8 protein-coding genes are annotated in these 17,250 nt (G+C 45.3%); 5 read left to right on the top strand and 3 right to left on the bottom strand.

Annotated elements, in window-relative coordinates:
* Positions 1-30: 30 nt before the first annotated feature.
* The 3 genes from MH215_RS08690 to MH215_RS08680 all read right to left on the bottom strand — a co-directional run bounded on the left by MH215_RS08690 (position 31) and on the right by MH215_RS08680 (position 4,175).
* Complete coding sequence (locus tag MH215_RS08690; RefSeq protein ID WP_239289686.1) at positions 31-1,032, bottom strand: hypothetical protein; 1,002 nt, start codon at positions 1,030-1,032, stop codon at positions 31-33.
* A 182-nt stretch (positions 1,033-1,214) separates the two neighbouring features.
* Positions 1,215-2,411 (bottom strand): YqhG family protein, encoded by a 1,197-nt coding sequence (locus MH215_RS08685; RefSeq protein ID WP_239289685.1) that lies wholly within the window; start codon positions 2,409-2,411, stop codon positions 1,215-1,217.
* Between the two features lie 3 nt (positions 2,412-2,414).
* Complete coding sequence (locus MH215_RS08680) at positions 2,415-4,175, bottom strand: DEAD/DEAH box helicase (RefSeq protein ID WP_239289684.1); 1,761 nt, start codon at positions 4,173-4,175, stop codon at positions 2,415-2,417.
* Between the two features lie 334 nt (positions 4,176-4,509).
* Between MH215_RS08680 and MH215_RS08675 the strand changes: the two genes are divergently transcribed.
* The 5 genes from MH215_RS08675 (at position 4,510) to MH215_RS08655 (ending at position 17,077) form a co-directional block, all read left to right on the top strand.
* Positions 4,510-7,200: an adenosylcobalamin-dependent ribonucleoside-diphosphate reductase gene (locus MH215_RS08675; protein WP_239289683.1), complete on the top strand. Its 2,691-nt coding sequence runs from the start codon at positions 4,510-4,512 to the stop codon at positions 7,198-7,200.
* A 206-nt stretch (positions 7,201-7,406) separates the two neighbouring features.
* Positions 7,407-8,060, top strand: a complete 654-nt coding sequence (locus MH215_RS08670; protein ID WP_239289682.1) for an HAD family hydrolase — start codon at positions 7,407-7,409, stop codon at positions 8,058-8,060.
* 677 nt (positions 8,061-8,737) lie between these two features.
* Positions 8,738-10,807, top strand: a complete 2,070-nt coding sequence (locus MH215_RS08665; protein WP_239289681.1) for an acyltransferase family protein — start codon at positions 8,738-8,740, stop codon at positions 10,805-10,807.
* A 341-nt stretch (positions 10,808-11,148) separates the two neighbouring features.
* Entirely contained in the window at positions 11,149-15,738 is a 4,590-nt protein-coding gene (locus MH215_RS08660) for an alpha/beta hydrolase-fold protein (protein ID WP_239289680.1), read from the top strand.
* Positions 15,739-16,042: 304 nt separating this feature from the next.
* Positions 16,043-17,077: a LacI family DNA-binding transcriptional regulator gene (locus tag MH215_RS08655; RefSeq protein ID WP_239289679.1), complete on the top strand. Its 1,035-nt coding sequence runs from the start codon at positions 16,043-16,045 to the stop codon at positions 17,075-17,077.
* The last annotated feature ends 173 nt before the right edge of the window (positions 17,078-17,250 follow it).

Raw genomic sequence — 17,250 nt, 5'->3', positions numbered from 1 at the left:
ATTTTTGATGGAAACTTTTAATCTATCAATTCAGGGGTTAGCGGCATAGAATTGCCCGTCTTCCAATAGAGTATCCAATGGTACGAATCGTTGCGTGGTAGTATGTCCACCAATCGCTATGTAGAGGATTGATTGTGATTGAGCCTTGTTATGCCACAACTGATAAGCACTAATGGGTAAAGGGCCACCGTAAAATAAATTAAGATCATTCGCGGAATAAACAATTCCAAGCTCCTTATGAAGCTGGGTCCAGTCTTGTACACGGGTGAGCTTCACTGGTTTGGAGGTGAGCCATAACAGGTTGTCCATTGGGTTAAAGGTAGGTCGCATATGAACAGAATCGACAAGCCAGGATGAGGTCGCGGAAGCATCGGTATCTATGATTACCATTTGTTTAGAAGTCGTCTCGATCTGTCTCAAAGTCTCTGAGGGTAAAAGGTCACCATTGGTGGCATCGATGTAAAGAGCTTCTTGGTTCGGTCGTTCTACCTTCCAGTAAGCGAGTAGAGGAAGAGCATAACGAAGCCTGAGCTCTCCTCCATCGGCATGTATCATCGTAAGGCTGAGGTGTTGGCGTTCTAACGCATGGCTTAACAGCTCGCGATCATAGGGTGACTGTTCTCCTGAACCGTATTCGCTAAGCTTCAATTGTCCCTGATCTGTTGCAGTAATAATCATATATCCAATTAATTTCTCTTCAAAAGTAGCCTGCACAAGCCAACTATATGTACCTGGGCCAAGTGGAGTAAAGCTGAGTTCAGCCTTCTTCCAGTTGAACTCCCCATCTACTGAACCAAGCGCAAGAGCATGCTGATGAGCAAACTGCTGTACAGCAATAGGCGCTAGCTTGTCATGCTGGAGAGCAGTGCTGTCTTCGAGATGAGTTAATGACATGGGAGCAAGCGGAGGAGTGCTTCGATCTTCGGCACTTGCAATCGACCAGAAAGTAGATAAGGCTGCACAACTGAGTACAGTTAGAGTGATCAAGGTTATTCGCTGTAGTAGGATCCGTTGCGTAACGGTTCGTTCCAAATAAACACCTTCTTCTTCGAGATACTGTTAAATGAAACGTATCTACGAGTATTGGTTGCGTATGCGACGCTAATATTCATTCTAGGGGACGAGTTATGCAAAGGTTGCTGTAACCTGTCGGGCAACTGATTATGAATAAACACTACTTTTGCCAGCATTTGCAGGAAAAGTAGTGTCTTCGTCTATCTTAAGTGAAACATGCCGCTGCTAATAACGGAAACCTTCACTTTGGGTTCATATTGCCAGATCATTTCAGTTCGGCGTGTCTCATATTGCAGTTTCATCGCCTCACGATCAATAACCGCCTGTTTGGCTTTTTCTTGCTCCGGATCTATCTCAGTTTCTAACGGAATGGCTGGCTCTGCTGCCATCTCTACATCCTCACGAATACGATTATTTGTCCCCACATCATCGGTCGGTACATTTGTTCGTAAAGGGGAGGGCTCGGGTGTGGAAGAGACATATTGAATGTTAGCGTCAGTTGTGCTCGTAGTTTCTACCTCAGGCATATCCTCGCGCAATACGGCTTCATAGTACGTATCTACAACGTCAAGCTCTAGTGCAAGTCGTTCTTTGGCTTGTTCTGCCCAGCCGTAATCAAGCTGAAGCAGATGGTTCGTGAGATGGGACTCTAACGCTGCTCCGGCTGTAGATAATGAAATTTTGGCCGCCTGCGCATGCATATTCTCTGCCAATCGTGGGCTAAGATCGCGCCGGTTGAGCTTCGCCCCGAATTGTTCAATAATCTCACCGGAACGAAGAGAGATGCCGAGAAAATGAAGTTCCTCCCGTTTCAGATCACAGGCGAATTCCACCTTGAAGCAAACGCCAAGCCAAGGCTCATAGACAGCCGGCGCTGTCGCTCTCAATTGTCGTTTGGCCGCTTGTTCGAACAGATTAACAAAAGCCCCGCCCTCACGTGCGGCATCAAAAATTTGCTGAAGTCGACGGCTGCCATAAACGACGTCTTCACGCAAAATCCGTCCTGGTCCTAATTGCGGTAAAGACGGAGTTATGCCAAAGTAACGGCCCAGAATGGTTTCTTTTGCTGGTTCAGTACCAGGGGTACTGGTACTGGTTCCGCCACTGGCTGCACCAGATCCAACCGAAGAATTCGCCTGTGATGCTGTGGCTTCCGCTGCCTCAGTGGCTAGCTTATAAGCTTCCGGATCAAATACAAAAGTAAATGACATAGTTTCTGCTGGTGCGCCAGTGCGTTCCACAAATCCCCAATAGTACGGTCGATTCGTTAGGGCTTTATCAGCCTCGGGCGAGAGTTTAACCGTCACATGGGCGGGAGAACGTTCTATGATCTGACAATCCAAGGCTTCAAGATAGGTAAGTACATAAGCCTGAATCTCGTGGGGTGACATGGTCATAGGTTATCCTCCTCCTTTACGAAGATCGAGCTTGGTAATCAGAGGCACTTCATCTGCGACCTCGCGCTGAATGGAGTTCAGTGATTGTCCAAGTGAATCCATCTTGAGACGTAGATCCTCTTCATTTTGAGATTCCAGCAAAATTTTGGTTAAGCTTTTCTCGATGGATTCCTTCTTCTCAAGCCGCTCCAGAATAACATCTAGTCCACCGATCACCATCTCAAACATGTTAATTTTCTCATGCAGTAGATGCAGAATATGCTCTTCTATGGTGCCTGTCGTGGATAGATTGAAGATATTAACGTCATTCTGCTGTCCCAACCGGTGTACCCGTCCGATTCGTTGCTCCACCCGCATGGGATTCCAAGGCAGGTCGAAGTTAATCATATGGTGGCAGAATTGTAGGTTAATGCCTTCACCGCCGGCTTCGGTTGCAATCATGGCCTGAACCCGTCCACGGAACAGATCCATCATCCAATCCTTTTTCCCTCGGTTCATGCCGCCTCGGTAGGGTACAGCAGTAAGTCCGTTATTGCGAAAATAATTAAGGAGATACTCCTGCGTTGCCCGGTATTCGGTGAAAATGATCACTTTCTCATTCATATTGCGAATCAGTTCCATCGTTTTCTCAGCTTTGGTATTTTCCTTAATCGCTTTGATATGAGCAACGAGTTCCCAGATTTTGTCCCGAAGAGGAGAGTCGAGTGGGAGCTTCTTCGACAGATTGACGAGTGTTACGAATACAGCATCCCTACTGCTACATACTTCTCGTTGTAATGTAACGAGTGAGAGCATGCTGCTCAGATTGCCACCAGCTTCCTGATACTGATCCTTCACAAATGAGGTTACACCGTCATACAAAGCCTGTTCTTCGGGTGATAATTGTAGATTGACGTTGGAGACATTCCGCTTGGTGAACTGAACAGGCCCTTCGCCGCGTCTGTTACGAATCATGACTTTGGACAATTCATCCTTAAGCTGTTCTTGGTTTTTCGGAACGCGCTTATCCACGACGAAGTTGGCGGCAAAATCACCCTGACGCCCAAGCTGACCCGGCTTGAGCAGGTTAATCAGATTAAACAATTCACTCATGTCATTCTGCACGGGTGTCGCTGTAAGCAAAAGACAGTATTTTTTACGCAATTTAAGCATGAATTGATAGTTTGTTGTTTTCTTATTTTTGAGCTTATGAGCTTCATCGATAATAATCATGTCATAATCGATATTCAGTAACATGTCTTTGTGCGGATCACGCTTGGCAGTGTCCATGGAAGCAACAACAACTTCGTTTTGCCAGGAGTATGCTTTTTTCTGAGCAACGGCAGGAATGCCGAATTTCGAATTCAGCTCTCGTACCCATTGCAGTACAAGTGAGGCAGGAACAAGGATAAGCACTTTGGATACAAGACCACGAACCATATATTCTTTGAGGATAAGGCCGGCTTCAATCGTTTTACCCAGTCCCACTTCGTCGGCGAGAATGGCTCGGCCAGACATTTCAAATAACACTTTGCGCGCCGTGTCCATCTGGTGAGGGAGTGGGGTCAGACCTTGCAAATGCTTCAAACATTGGATTTCATCAAAATTGGGAATTAGATTCGTCTCTTCGGCCTGAATACCTAATTGAAAGAGTCGATAATCTCCCCAGGGTCCCCCTTTATCCAAACGGGATTCAAGCTGGGTAAGCCAGCTTCGATCAAACTCCAGCGGTACCGGCATTTCGGATATAGGCTGTTTGCTGTGGAGCGGGTTTTTCCGGTTCATGCTGCTACCTCCCATGCCATTCAAGATGACGTATATTCGTAGGTAATAGTATGGACGAATGAGAGAAAGTTCATAACCAGATTCAGAATTCTATATGCGCGGCTGTATTTTTCCAAAAAGTTCACAGAGTTCGTATTCATACGTCTGAGGGTGATTGAGGAAGCTTGTCCGAGTATCGATGAGTGCGGAGAACGGCTATGATATAAATCACATGGAAAATCAATATATGGTGTAATATACTTGAATATAATCACTATATGTGGTGTTTAGTCATAATTTAATCGTAGAGCAAAATTGAACCGTTACTGTTATTCCGGGGAGGCTGAGCGTGGCGATGAAAACGAACAAACAATCACACAAGTTAGAGGGACTAAGCGAGAAAATATTTCTAGACCGATATGCCTGGAAGAACGCAGATTCGAATCATGCAAAGATCGGGGATGTTGTATTGGTATTAACAAAGGATGACCCTAAATTTCCAACGAAGGAAGTTGGGGAGATTATAGAACGTGAGGGTCAGCTGGTTCAAGTGAGAACTCGAAGCGGAGAGATCGTCAAGACGGATGTAGAGAAGCTAACGCTTAATATAGAAAAGACACCTGAAGAGATGTGGGATCGCCTGGCTAAAGCGATGGCCTCCGTTGAATCCACCCCTGAACAACGAACGACATGGGAAGCTCGATTCCGTTCGGTCTTAGACGATTGGAAGCTCGTACCAGGAGGTCGGATTGCTGCGGGTGCTGGTGCAAGTGATGAACTCACGCTGTTTAATTGTTATGTTATCCCTTCGCCGCAGGATAGCCGCGGTGGCATTATGAAAACGTTGACTGAAATGACTGAGATTATGGCACGCGGAGGTGGCGTGGGGATTAATTTGTCTTCCTTGCGACCTCGCCGAGCCGTTGTTAAAGGGGTTAATGGTTCATCGAGCGGGTCCGTGTCCTGGGGTGGCTTGTTCAGTTATACTACCGGATTGATAGAACAAGGAGGAAGCCGGCGAGGCGCCTTAATGCTGATGATGAACGATTGGCACCCTGACGTGCTTGATTTTATTACGGTGAAACAAACGATGGGTCAGGTCACGAATGCGAACCTATCCGTATGTGTAAGTAATGGATTTATGGAAGCCGTTAAACAGGACGGTGACTGGGAGCTCGTTTTTCCAGATACAACTGACCCCAATTATGATAACGAGTGGAACGGAGATCTTCAGCAATGGAGAGATGCTGGTCGCTCGGTCATTCCTTATCGTACAGTTAAAGCGAGGGACATCTGGCATACCATTATTGAATCTGCTTGGAAATCTGCCGAGCCAGGCGTTGTATTTATGGAATATTATAATCAAATGTCGAACAGCTGGTATTTCAACCCGATTATCTGTACCAATCCATGTGGCGAACAGGGCTTGCCAGGGTGGGGTGTATGTAATCTGTCAGCAATCAATCTATCCAAATTCTATGACGCAGATGCAGATGATGTAGCTTGGAGAGAACTGGCAGAGACTACACGCGTTTCGGCGAGATTTTTGGATAATGTGATTGATGCGACGCCGTATCATTTTGAAGAGAATAGACAGAACCAGCAGCATGAACGTCGGGTGGGGCTTGGCACGATGGGACTCGCAGAGCTGATGATCAAACTTCGTATTCGATATGGCAGCCCGGAGTCGCTGGAATTTCTAGATAAGCTGTATGGATTCATTGCGAAGGAAGCCTATCTGGCATCGGCAGAGATCGCGGCTGAGAAGGGCTCGTTCCCTGCTTTTGAAGTAGGGCCATACCTACAGAGCGGTTTTATGAAAAGTATGGTTGCGACTTATCCGGAAGTGGGGGAGGCTATACGGAAACAGGGCATTCGTAATGTCACCCTAATCACTCAGGCTCCGACTGGAAGTACAGGAACGATGGTGGGTACATCAACAGGTATTGAACCCTATTTTGCTTTTAAGTATTTCCGTCAGAGCCGGCTTGGTTATGATGAACAGTTTGTACCGATCGCACAGGAGTGGCTGGATGCCCATCCAGATGAGTCCCTTCCAGCGTACTTTGTAACCGCGATGGATCTATCCGCTGAGAATCATATTCGCGTGCAAGCGGCCATTCAGCAGTGGGTGGATAGCTCTATATCCAAAACAGCAAACTGTCCAGCTGATTTTACGGTCGAAAATACTGCGCAGCTCTATGAACTTGCCTATGATCTGGGATGCAAAGGGGTTACGATCTACCGAGATGGCAGTAGGGATGTGCAGGTGTTATCCACTTCGAAGAAGGAAGAGGTAAAGGAAGAAGGACAAGAAGGGGCAAAAGTACAAGAAACACACGAAAAGGTATTGAATAAACAAGAATCTACGTCAGAAGTAGAAGCAGGATCAGAGGCAGTAGCTGGATCGGATGTAGCAGCCACCTCTGCAAAAGTGCTAGATAAACAGTACAGAAGCCGTCCTCAGGTGCTGCGTGGAGCCACTTACAAAATTAATACGCCATTTGGAATGGCTTATATTACGATCAATGACTTAGACGGCATTCCAGCCGAAATTTTCCTGAATGTAGGTAAAGCGGGTTCAGATGTATTTGCCATGGCAGAGGCTCTTGGACGGGTCTGCTCTCTGTTCCTGCGGTACGGTGACCATGGGCATAAAGTGGAACTGCTCATTAAGCACTTGAAGGGCATTGGAGGTTCAGGAGCCATTGGCTTTGGTGTGAATCGAGTCGAATCCATTGCAGATGCAGTTGCCAAAGCTTTGGAAAGTCATGTACAGAACCAAAGTATAGAGAACGAGCCAAAGTTAAGCGTAAATTACAATCATTCGGATTCCATCCAAACAGATGCAGGTAACGCAGAGGCGTGGAGAGAAGATTTGATCAAGGAAACGAACCATGCTGCTACGCATGAATCAACAGGAGGAATAGGGCGTGCTTCTATTACTGAATCGAGGGATTTATGTCCTTCGTGTGGTTCAGCAACCCTGATCAATCTGGAAGGATGCAAGACATGCAGCAATTGCGGATACAGTAAATGTAGTTAGAATAGTTGAGTCCGAATTAATCCGAACTAAACCGCTTAATCCTTTAAATCTCATGCAAACGATTAGTGGAATTTTCTGATTTCATTGACTAATCGTTTGTTTTTTTGTTGGTAAAGCGTATGATGAGAAATACATGTGAAACGCATGTGTTAGGGGATTGTTTTTGCCAATGTAAAATGAGATAGGAAGTTAATTAGGAGGGGTTTTTGATGTTATCCTTAATTTTTGATATGGATGGAACGTTGTTTCAGACGGATAAAATATTGGAATCTTCACTACATGACACATTTGAGCACCTAAGGTCACAAGGGTTATGGAATCAAGGTACACCTATAGAAAAGTACCGTGAGATTATGGGGGTTCCACTGCCGGTCGTTTGGGAAAATTTATTACCCGGTCATTCTGACTCCATTCGAAATCAAGCCAATGAATGGTTCCATGCGAGATTAATTGAACATATTAGTACAGGTAATGGGGCGCTGTATCCTGGTGTGGAAGAGTTCTTTCAGTTGTGCAAAGACAGAGAAATTCCGATCTACATAGCCAGTAACGGGCAGATTGAATACTTAGAATCCATCGTTAGCTATTACCACTTGCATGAATGGGTTACGGAAACCTTTAGCATACAACAGATAGAATCGCAGAATAAGACAGATCTGGTACGAACCATTATACAGAAGTATAAGATCACTCAAGGGATGGTCATTGGCGATCGGTTGTCCGATATCCGAGCAGCCAAGGAAAATGGGTTGAGGTCTATTGGGTGTAATTTCGATTTTGCTCAGCCAGAAGAGTTAGCACAGGCCGACCGTGTGATTAATAGATTAATAGAATTAAGAACCGAGATCGATCTCGCATAGATTAGAATCAATGAAGTATATAGTGTGATGGGATTGTGGAAATGCCATTTCGAGATTGTCAAGGAGCCTAGCCTATAAAGCTTTTATCTAGTAAACGCTTGTAAAATTTACCCTTTTCGGCGCTTGAGTCCTAGGCTTCGAGATGCATTTATGAGCAAAACTTTCAATCCGGCAAAGGATAGGTTTATAATGGTTAGTGGCTGCTGAGTAAGTCGGCAGCCTTTTTCCATGGATTACATGTTTCTTAACCGTAAAATATGAGGAATCTCTCATTTGACAATGTAAGGTAATATTCTCCATTCGATGAAAAGCACTGTATTAAGCTATAAATATAGAGTATGATTTTACAGCTATAGAAGCTTGGAAGATAAAGTTACATCGTTTTAAACTGTTGTAACTGTTCTTGTAAATTCTGCCGAATTGATTGAGCGTATACTGTGATATAAACGTATGGTGTGATCAGATGAATCTGACTTGTTATGCACGCCGTGGATTAATAATATTAATGCTATAGATGCAACGCAGAAGATATGTTACACGTCTTCTTTAATGTGGAAATGAAAGATGAAAGGTGCAATACGTATGTTAAAGACAACGAGAACCAGTACCACTGCGAGCTTCAAATTGCCCCAGACAACGAAGATGTTAACATGCATGAGTAAGGAGGGGCACAGCATATGTCACAATCTTTGAGTAGCAAGCGCCACATGAACGGATTGGATGGTTTAAGAGCCATCGCGGTGCTTGGCGTAATTGCGTATCATCTGAATTTAGATTTTATCCCTGGTGGATTGCTCGGTGTGGGCATATTCTTCGTACTATCGGGTTACTTAATCACAGACATTCTCCTGACACAATGGAAGGAACATGGCCGAATTTTACTCGGTGACTTCTGGGTAAGACGGGTGAGAAGACTGTTACCTGGCATGTTAACGATGACAGCAGTTGTTATGATCTGGTTGCTCTGCACCGATCCTTCCCGATTGGCCGCTCTTCGTGGTGACATTGTCGCAGGGGTGTTATACATAAGCAATTGGTGGTATATCTTTCATCATGTATCCTATTTCGAAAGCTTTGGTCCACCGTCCCCATTTGGCCATTTCTGGTCGCTAGCTGTAGAAGAGCAGTTCTACATCGTGTGGCCTTTATTGATGGTCGCGGCAATTGTTTTATTCAAACGTAAGGGATGGCTAGTTGTCTTTATTGTGATCATGGCTGAATTATCAGCAGGTGCAATGGCAATTATGTACAACCCGGATCTGGATCCAAGCAGGGTCTATTACGGAACAGATACCCGTGCATTTGCACTCCTAGCGGGTGCTGCGCTAGCCGTAGTCTGGCCTAGCCGGAAGTTGTCTTCGTCACTTGCCAATGGTAGTCGATTAGGTATGGATGCAGCAGGTATAGCTGCTTTATTACTGTTAATCTATATGATGCTGAACTCCAGTGAATACGATTCTTCGTTATATCAGGGGGGCATGGTAATCCAAGCTATTGCAACGACGATATTAGTTGCTGTACTTGCGCATCCTTCGTCGTTCTTGGCACGGATCATTGGTGCCAAACCACTACGTTGGATTGGTGAACGTTCATATGGGATGTATCTGTGGCATTATCCGGTGATCGTGCTGACGAGCCCAACTGTAGATACGGGTGGAGCACACCCGGTGCGAATCATTCTACAGGTGCTGGTAACGGTTGTTCTGGCATCACTATCGCTAAAATATATTGAGAATCCCATTCGTTATAATGGATTTCGTAACACGTTATCCAGGATGTGGGGACGAGGTCATCGGCATGGAGTATCCCACATGTGGTGGAAACGTTCGGCTCTCGTTCTCTCCATGCTCCTGATGGTTGTAACGGTGTCACAGATGATGATTGTCTCTGAAGCGAATTCAGATTCCCATTCGGAGTCCATGTCAACTACGCTGAACAGTGATCATTCGGTCACGGAAGAGAAGGGACAAGATGTTCTGCCCGCAACGGTCGCTCCATCAGACCCAGGTAATAAGCAAGATGAGAAGACCGATAAGCCGGTTGCAGGATCAGATGATCATTCAGGTAAGAATGACCCACCTGCCAATCCGCCAGATTCCTCCTCCAATCCCGAGGAGCAAGCAACGGATGGAGGTAAAGAGACACCTACGGAACAGCAAGATAACAGTGGAGAATCCGGAGAGGGTACAGAAGGATCTACCGATCAGGCTGCCCAGTCACCAGAGGAATTTGATCACACATCGGATGAGCCTAAAGGGGAAACAAATTCACCAGCTACAGACGAGAAAATTCGCTATACAATCATCGGGGACTCAGTTATTCTCGACGCCAAGCCTTATCTGGAACAGACGATGGCAGGCGTGCACGTAGATGGGCATGTTGGTCGTCAGATGTGGCAGGCTGCGGATGTATTAAGTGAATTGAAAAAGAACAATCAGATGGGCAGTAAGGTTATATTGGAACTAGGCACCAACGGGTCATTTAATTCCAAAAATCTAAAATCGGTTCTCGAATTTTTGAAGGACGAGGAACATGTGTATCTGGTTACGGTACGCGTGCCTAGACCTTGGGAACGGACAGTTAATAAAGCATTGAACGAGGCAGCTACAGAGTATAGCAATGTCTCACTCATTGATTGGAACGCTGCGAGCGAAGGTCAGGATGCTTATTTTGAAAAAGATGGCGTTCATCTCACGGCTGAAGGTTCAGAAGCTTTTGCTGCGCTCGTGAAAAATAGTATCAAATAAATGGCTTGAATGAGCCGATTCTGCTTCTACTTCATTAAGCACTTATTCAATTTATTTTGTAATGATCATCATTTTCCAACGTTTCAACGAAAATGTACATGAAACAGCCCTCCTAGTGAGGGCTGTTTTTTTTACCAACCGGGCGAGGTTATAAGTCATATTTCAGCTGTCCTTAACGTTAACCATCGGATTACTCTACGCTAAGTGAAAAGGGGAAATGCACTCTAAAAATAATTTTACTTAATATAAGTAAAATTTTATTGATTTTTTACTAAAAATAATGATAAATTAGTGATGTTCAATTGTAAACGTTCTCATACAGTGACTAGGGAGGTTAGTTCATGAAAGATTCTACTAGATCCAGATCCAAGAAAACGAAAAGAAAGACGATACCCATCGCCGCATTGTCGGCAGCTCTGATGTTAACCTCATCACCGAGCCTCATATATGCGGAAACAACAACGGCTGTGCAGGAGAAAACTGTGCAAGTGCAGGGAGAATCTATAGAGGAAGAGTCTGTGAAGGAAGAGTCGATACATGGTGAACAGGAAGCAGTGGTCGATGAACCATCTGTAGCTGCACCAATAGAACAAGAGTCTGCTATACCTGTCACTCAGCAGAACACCCAGCTGAGCAGTCAGTTAGTCTCCAGCACCCCGGAGGTCTCGCCTGAAGCACAGAAATCCAGATTCTACACAGCAACGTATGTGTCCGATAGCCTGAATCAAAAGGAAATGAGTTATCGGGTATACCTTCCAGAAGGATATTACGATAGCACAAGAACGTATCCTGTTGTCTATTTGCTTCATGGAGAGAACAATACCAGTGAGCAGTTTGAGTCCAGTGGCATTGCAAACAAGCTGGATCAGTGGATAAAGGATGGGACACTTCAGAAAATGATTGTCATTATGCCAGACTCAAGCAAAGGTAGCTATTTCGTCAATCAGACGGAAGGTGATGATCAAGGAAACTGGGAAAATATGATTGTAAATGATCTGGTTCCCGTAGTTGATGGTAAATTCAGAACAATTGATAAACCGCTATACAGAGCAATTACGGGTATTTCCATGGGTGGTTTTGGTGCTTTTGTCGTCGGGCTTGATCATCCAGAGGTATTTGGTTCCATTGGAAGCCATCGAGCTCCGCTGGGTATGACCATTGCTGGAAAGAATCCAATGGAGATGATAAAGAGCAAATCAGAGAATGAGTTGAAAGCGTATTCCATTTATCTAGATGGTGGTGCGGATGACCCTAATACATATGCAGATAACTCCACGAATGCTATCCACGCTCATCTGCGTTCCAAATCCATCTCACATGGCTACCAGATGCGTCCCGGTGATCATACCACCGATCCACTCGTGGATCTGAACCGTTCTTTGGGTGCTTTTAATTCAAAATTTGCCAAAGGTATTCTAACAGGCACCTTTACGGCTACGCCTCAAGCATTGGGTACCGATACGAATGAGGTTCGTGTAGCCTACACAACTCAATTGGATCGGGCTGCGGCGCAGCTGTTCCAGAATAATGATACAAATCAGGATTTTGAGTTGTCTGTATCACTGAAGGTAACTAATCCAGCGGGTGAGGTCTTGTACAGTGATACGAAGAAAGCGGGGGACATTATTACCGGTTCGGCTGAATCTAATTTTAGTGACAGTTTCAATATTCCAGTGGATCAGCTGGGCAGCAGTAAAAGTACAACCGTTTCTCTCGAAGCTTCATTACTTGGCTCAACGATATCGCTGGGTTCCAAACCCCTAATCCGCGTTACGCCAATAGGTACGTTGCCTGAAGATATTCAGATTGATCTGCTTGGGGATTGGAAATTTAAGAAAGATTCATATCCAGGACCATCACTACATGGAGAAGCCGAAAATGTGGATACGACGGATTGGGCAACTGTGCAGCCGGGTCTGGACTGGTGGACAGACGGGTTCGGCGGTTATGAGGGGCTGAATAATTATTACGGAGCTGCTTGGTATCAGAAGACATTTTTTGTTCCTGAAGATTTCCCAGATCAGGATCTGACCTTAATGGCCGGCAAAATAGATGATGCTGACATCACTTATATTAATGGGACTAAAGTTGGCGAGACAGGTTTCGAGAACGGCGTGTATAAGTCTTCTTACTGGGCAGCATCACGTGAATATAAAATCCCGAGTAATCTGTTGAAACGGGGTCAGGTCAATACGATAGCCGTGTACATGTTTAACGATAACGGCGGCGGTGGCTGGTATTCGGGGCCCATTGGCATTTACACGAAGGCGGCGATGCAAAAAATGAAAGACCTACCTTCTGAGGTGCCAAGTGAGAATGAAGTAACGTCAGTGAAGGAGTTTGCGGCTAAGCAGTACCAGGCCATAGATCAGAAAAATCTGACGGCTTACGCAGATACATTGTCGGCTAAATATTTTGAGAAAGGTATTGATAAACTGAAGCTGCTGGAACAACGTCAACAGTGGACAAAAGATTATGCAACAATCCAAACCAAGATCAACAATCCGTATGTGTTCACACTGGATAACCGTTACTTGTATACGGCTGAAGTTGTCGTAACAGGAACCAAAGCAGATGGAACGGAGACGGTACTCCAGCAGGGAACGGTATCTCAATATTATCAGCAGGAGAACGGTAAACTTGGAGAAACAGGTGACCAGAAACTATTCTTTGTGACGGAGTTCTATTCAGAAAGTGCGAAGCGGACGGTCAAATACAGAGTTTATTTGCCACAGAGCTATTTGACAAATCCAGACAAGCGTTATTCTAGTGTGTATTTACTTCACCAGTTTAACAGTGATAGCGAATCTTACGAGATTGATAAAATCGATCAGATTTTGAATAAAGAGATCGCTGCAGGACGATCCAAAGATATGATTGTTGTTATGCCTGACTCTTCCGGAATGAGCTGGTGGGTAAATGGTGCAGAGCCTGATGGTGTGAAATGGCAGGACATGGTAGTTAAGGATCTCGTACCGCATGTAGATCAGAAATTCAGAACGATTGATGATGCACGTTACAGAGGAACCTCCGGAGTGTCTATGGGCGGATTCGGTTCCTTCGCGATTGGTTTCCAATACCCCGATCTATTCTCTTCAACAGCAAGTCATATGGGGGCAATTAACTTCACTCAAGCAGGCCAGAATCCAGTTGAGATTATTAAATCTTACCCTGTTGAAGCGTTGAAACGGTATTCCATTTACTTGGATTCAGGTAATGAGGACGTGTACAAATTTGACGTGCCGGTAGCGACGCTTCACAAGTATTTGAAGGATAATCATGTAGAACATTATGCCGAGATTCGTGACGGAATGCATGACAGTGCCTTCTATACCAAGTCGATCGACTTGTCGTTCGCTCAGCACAGCAGACATTTTGCTGATGCACATGTTGCAGACGGAGTTTTGGCCGGAAGTCTAAATATCCAGAGCGGAGCTGGCAACAAAACAGTGGCATATCAGGTAACTGCAAAAGAACAATTGAACGCTTATGTAGATCACATTCCGACTTCAACTTATGTGAAAAATCAGACGCCAGATCTACACATTCCTGTCATTCTTGAGCTCGTGAATCAGGCTACAGGGGAGCGGGTTGCTGTACAACAGGATGTATTTAAAGCTCGTACTGGCGGTGTATTGAAGGAGGGTACACTAGCCATTCCTGCACTTCAAGATGGCAATTACAGCTTAAGACTGAAAGCTTCAGTACTAGATTGCACATTCACACTTGCTACTGCGAATTACACGGTAGGTGGTTCAACGGGAGGATCTTCCGGTAATACTGGGGGGAGCTCCACAGGAGGTTCTTCATCTGGTACACCAGCTGTCACTTCGGCTCCACCGGTTGCTACACCAGGAGCAAATACGAATACGGACGGTGTTAACGGTGCAACCACGGTAAGCCGTGAAGGTGTTGCTGCTGTGCTGGAGAAGCAAACAGATCTATCGATCAAACTTGCAGAGGGAATCTCACTTGTGCTTCCATTTGATGCTTTGAAACAAATCGTGTCAGAGCTGGGTTCTGAATTCAAGTTATTGAATCTGAAATCAATACCTGTTGCAGCCACTGAACAAAATTCGAAGATTGCGTCGGCTGGACAGCGTTTGGGCGGTCAGCTCAAGTCAGCCGGATCGTTCATCAGCTTGGAGCTGTCTGCTACGCTTGAAGATGGCACAGTTCGCCAGTTGAATCCTACGTTTGGGCGGCCGGTTCAAATTGAACTTGCAGCAGATGCTGGAACCGATCACCAGCTCGTCGGTGTGTATCACTGGAACGAGAAGGGTGAAGTAGCATTTAAGCGCAGTACATGGGATAGCGAGACAGACACAATTGAAGCCCGGATCAACGAATTGGGAACTTATAGTCTGATGACTTTTACGAAGCCATTCAATGACGTTCAGTCCGGTTCATGGTATAACCGTGCTGTCGAAGTGATGGTTGCTCAGCACATCGTTAAAGGAGTTAACGATGCGGATTTTGCACCTCAAAGTCCTGTGACGAGAGCAGAGTTTGCCGCTCTACTTACCCGTATGCTGGTGCTTGAAGAAACAGCAAATACACCGTTTGCTGATGTGTCTCAGGACAAATGGTACGCTTCCTCCGTTGCGGCTGCATATCAAGCAGGTATTATCAACGGTGTGTCTGATGTGGCTTTTGAACCGAACAGGCAGATTACACGAGAGCAGATGGCTGTTATGACTTATAATGCACTGCAAAAGCTGTATCCAGGCGAAAGTGGAACTAGTCATGATGCGTTGGCTGGATTCGCAGATGGAAGAGATATTCGTCCTTGGGCTCAGCAGCAACTGTCTACACTTGTACAGCTTGAATTAATCCAGGGTAATGGTAAGTTCATGAAGCCTCAGGGTACCGCAACCCGAGGTGAAGCTGTGCAGGTATTATTGAACCTAATGGAACATAAGGGTCAGTAATACCCTACGGAATAGCTAATTGATAGATACGTAATAATCTAAAAAGGATAAACAAGTTATAAACCTTCTGCTCGCGGCCAACGCGGGCTGGAGGTCTTTTTTTCATAGTACGGTGTTACTCTGAGTTGGAATTCTTCAGGGTTCTAGGATGTTATTGTTGGGCTTCCAACCAGACATCTGATACACTATTTAACAGGTAAATTAATTGTGATGATCTCGCTGAATTAGCAACAGGCTAACGTATTCAGAATTGCAGAGTTGTTCATGATGGGGTCATAGCTGGAAGAAAGGAACGTTATGTATTATGGCAACGATTAAGGATATCGCAGGTCAGGCAGGTGTATCTATTGCTACCGTCTCTAGAGTGCTAAATTATGACCCAACCCTCTCCGTATCAGACGAGACGCGTAAACGCATACTCGAAATTGCTCAACAATTAAATTATCGAACGCCAAGGGAGCGTAACGGTAGTGGGGCTGCACATGGGGTACCCAAAGAAACCCGGCGTATTGGACTCATGAACTGGTATACAGATCAGGAGGAGATGTTGGATCCGTATTACCTGGCTATTCGACTTGGCATTGAAAGAGAATGCTTCAAGCATCAGTTCGAACTTGTGAAGATGTATAAGCACAGCACTGGAGAGGGCATTGACTGGAATGGGGAAGCACCTGATGGGATCATTGCCGTTGGAAGGTTTGAGCAGAAGGATATCGATTGCTTCCCGGCTAATCTAGATGCAGTTGTGTTTGTCGATTCATCACCGGATGAAGAGCATTATGATTCGGTTGTTTTTGATATGCGCCATGCCGTTCGAGGAGCGCTGGATTATTTAAGTAGCCTTGGTCATAGCAGAATTGGTTATATTGGAGGACATAATGAGTCCTATGCTAGAACGACGCGTGATGAGAGGGAGCTTGCTTTTGGCGAATGGCTTCAAGAACACAACGTGCATGAGTCTGCCTTTGTGTATATGGGAAGTAATTGGTACCCAGAGGATGGATATCAGCTAATGAAAAGTGCCCTGAAATCGCAGGTATGCCCAACGGCTTTTTTAGTTCAAAATGATTCGATGGCTGTAGGGGCTCTTCGCGCTCTTCATGAAGCAGGCCTCAAGGTGCCTGAAGAGATGTCTATTATTGGCTTCAATGACATTGCGATGTCGGCATTTATGCAGCCACCGTTAACGACAGTAAAGGTACATATGGAGTACATAGGCGAGACCGCCGTAGAACTGATCGCCGAGCGGCTTCTCTCCAAGCGTGATATAGCCAAAAAAGTAGTTCTTCCTACGAAACTCATCATCAGAGGAAGCTGTGCTGAGCTTAAAACTCCGTAGCAGAAAAACAACAACAATTGGTTAAACCTTAATAGATGGTTGATCTCTCGATTAGAATAATACCACCATAAAAAGCCATGAACTCCGAGCTGGAGGGTCATGGCTTATTGTCGTACAACGTTATGTTGATTGTATGGGGCGAGTCCTAGACAGCTCAGTCATATGAGCAATTA

Origin of the sequence: Paenibacillus sp. ACRSA, from assembly GCF_022346845.1 — a bacterium.
GTDB lineage: Bacteria > Bacillota > Bacilli > Paenibacillales > Paenibacillaceae > Paenibacillus.
Note: the sequence above shows the minus strand (reverse complement) of the source record. Positions and strands in the feature narration are given on the sequence as shown.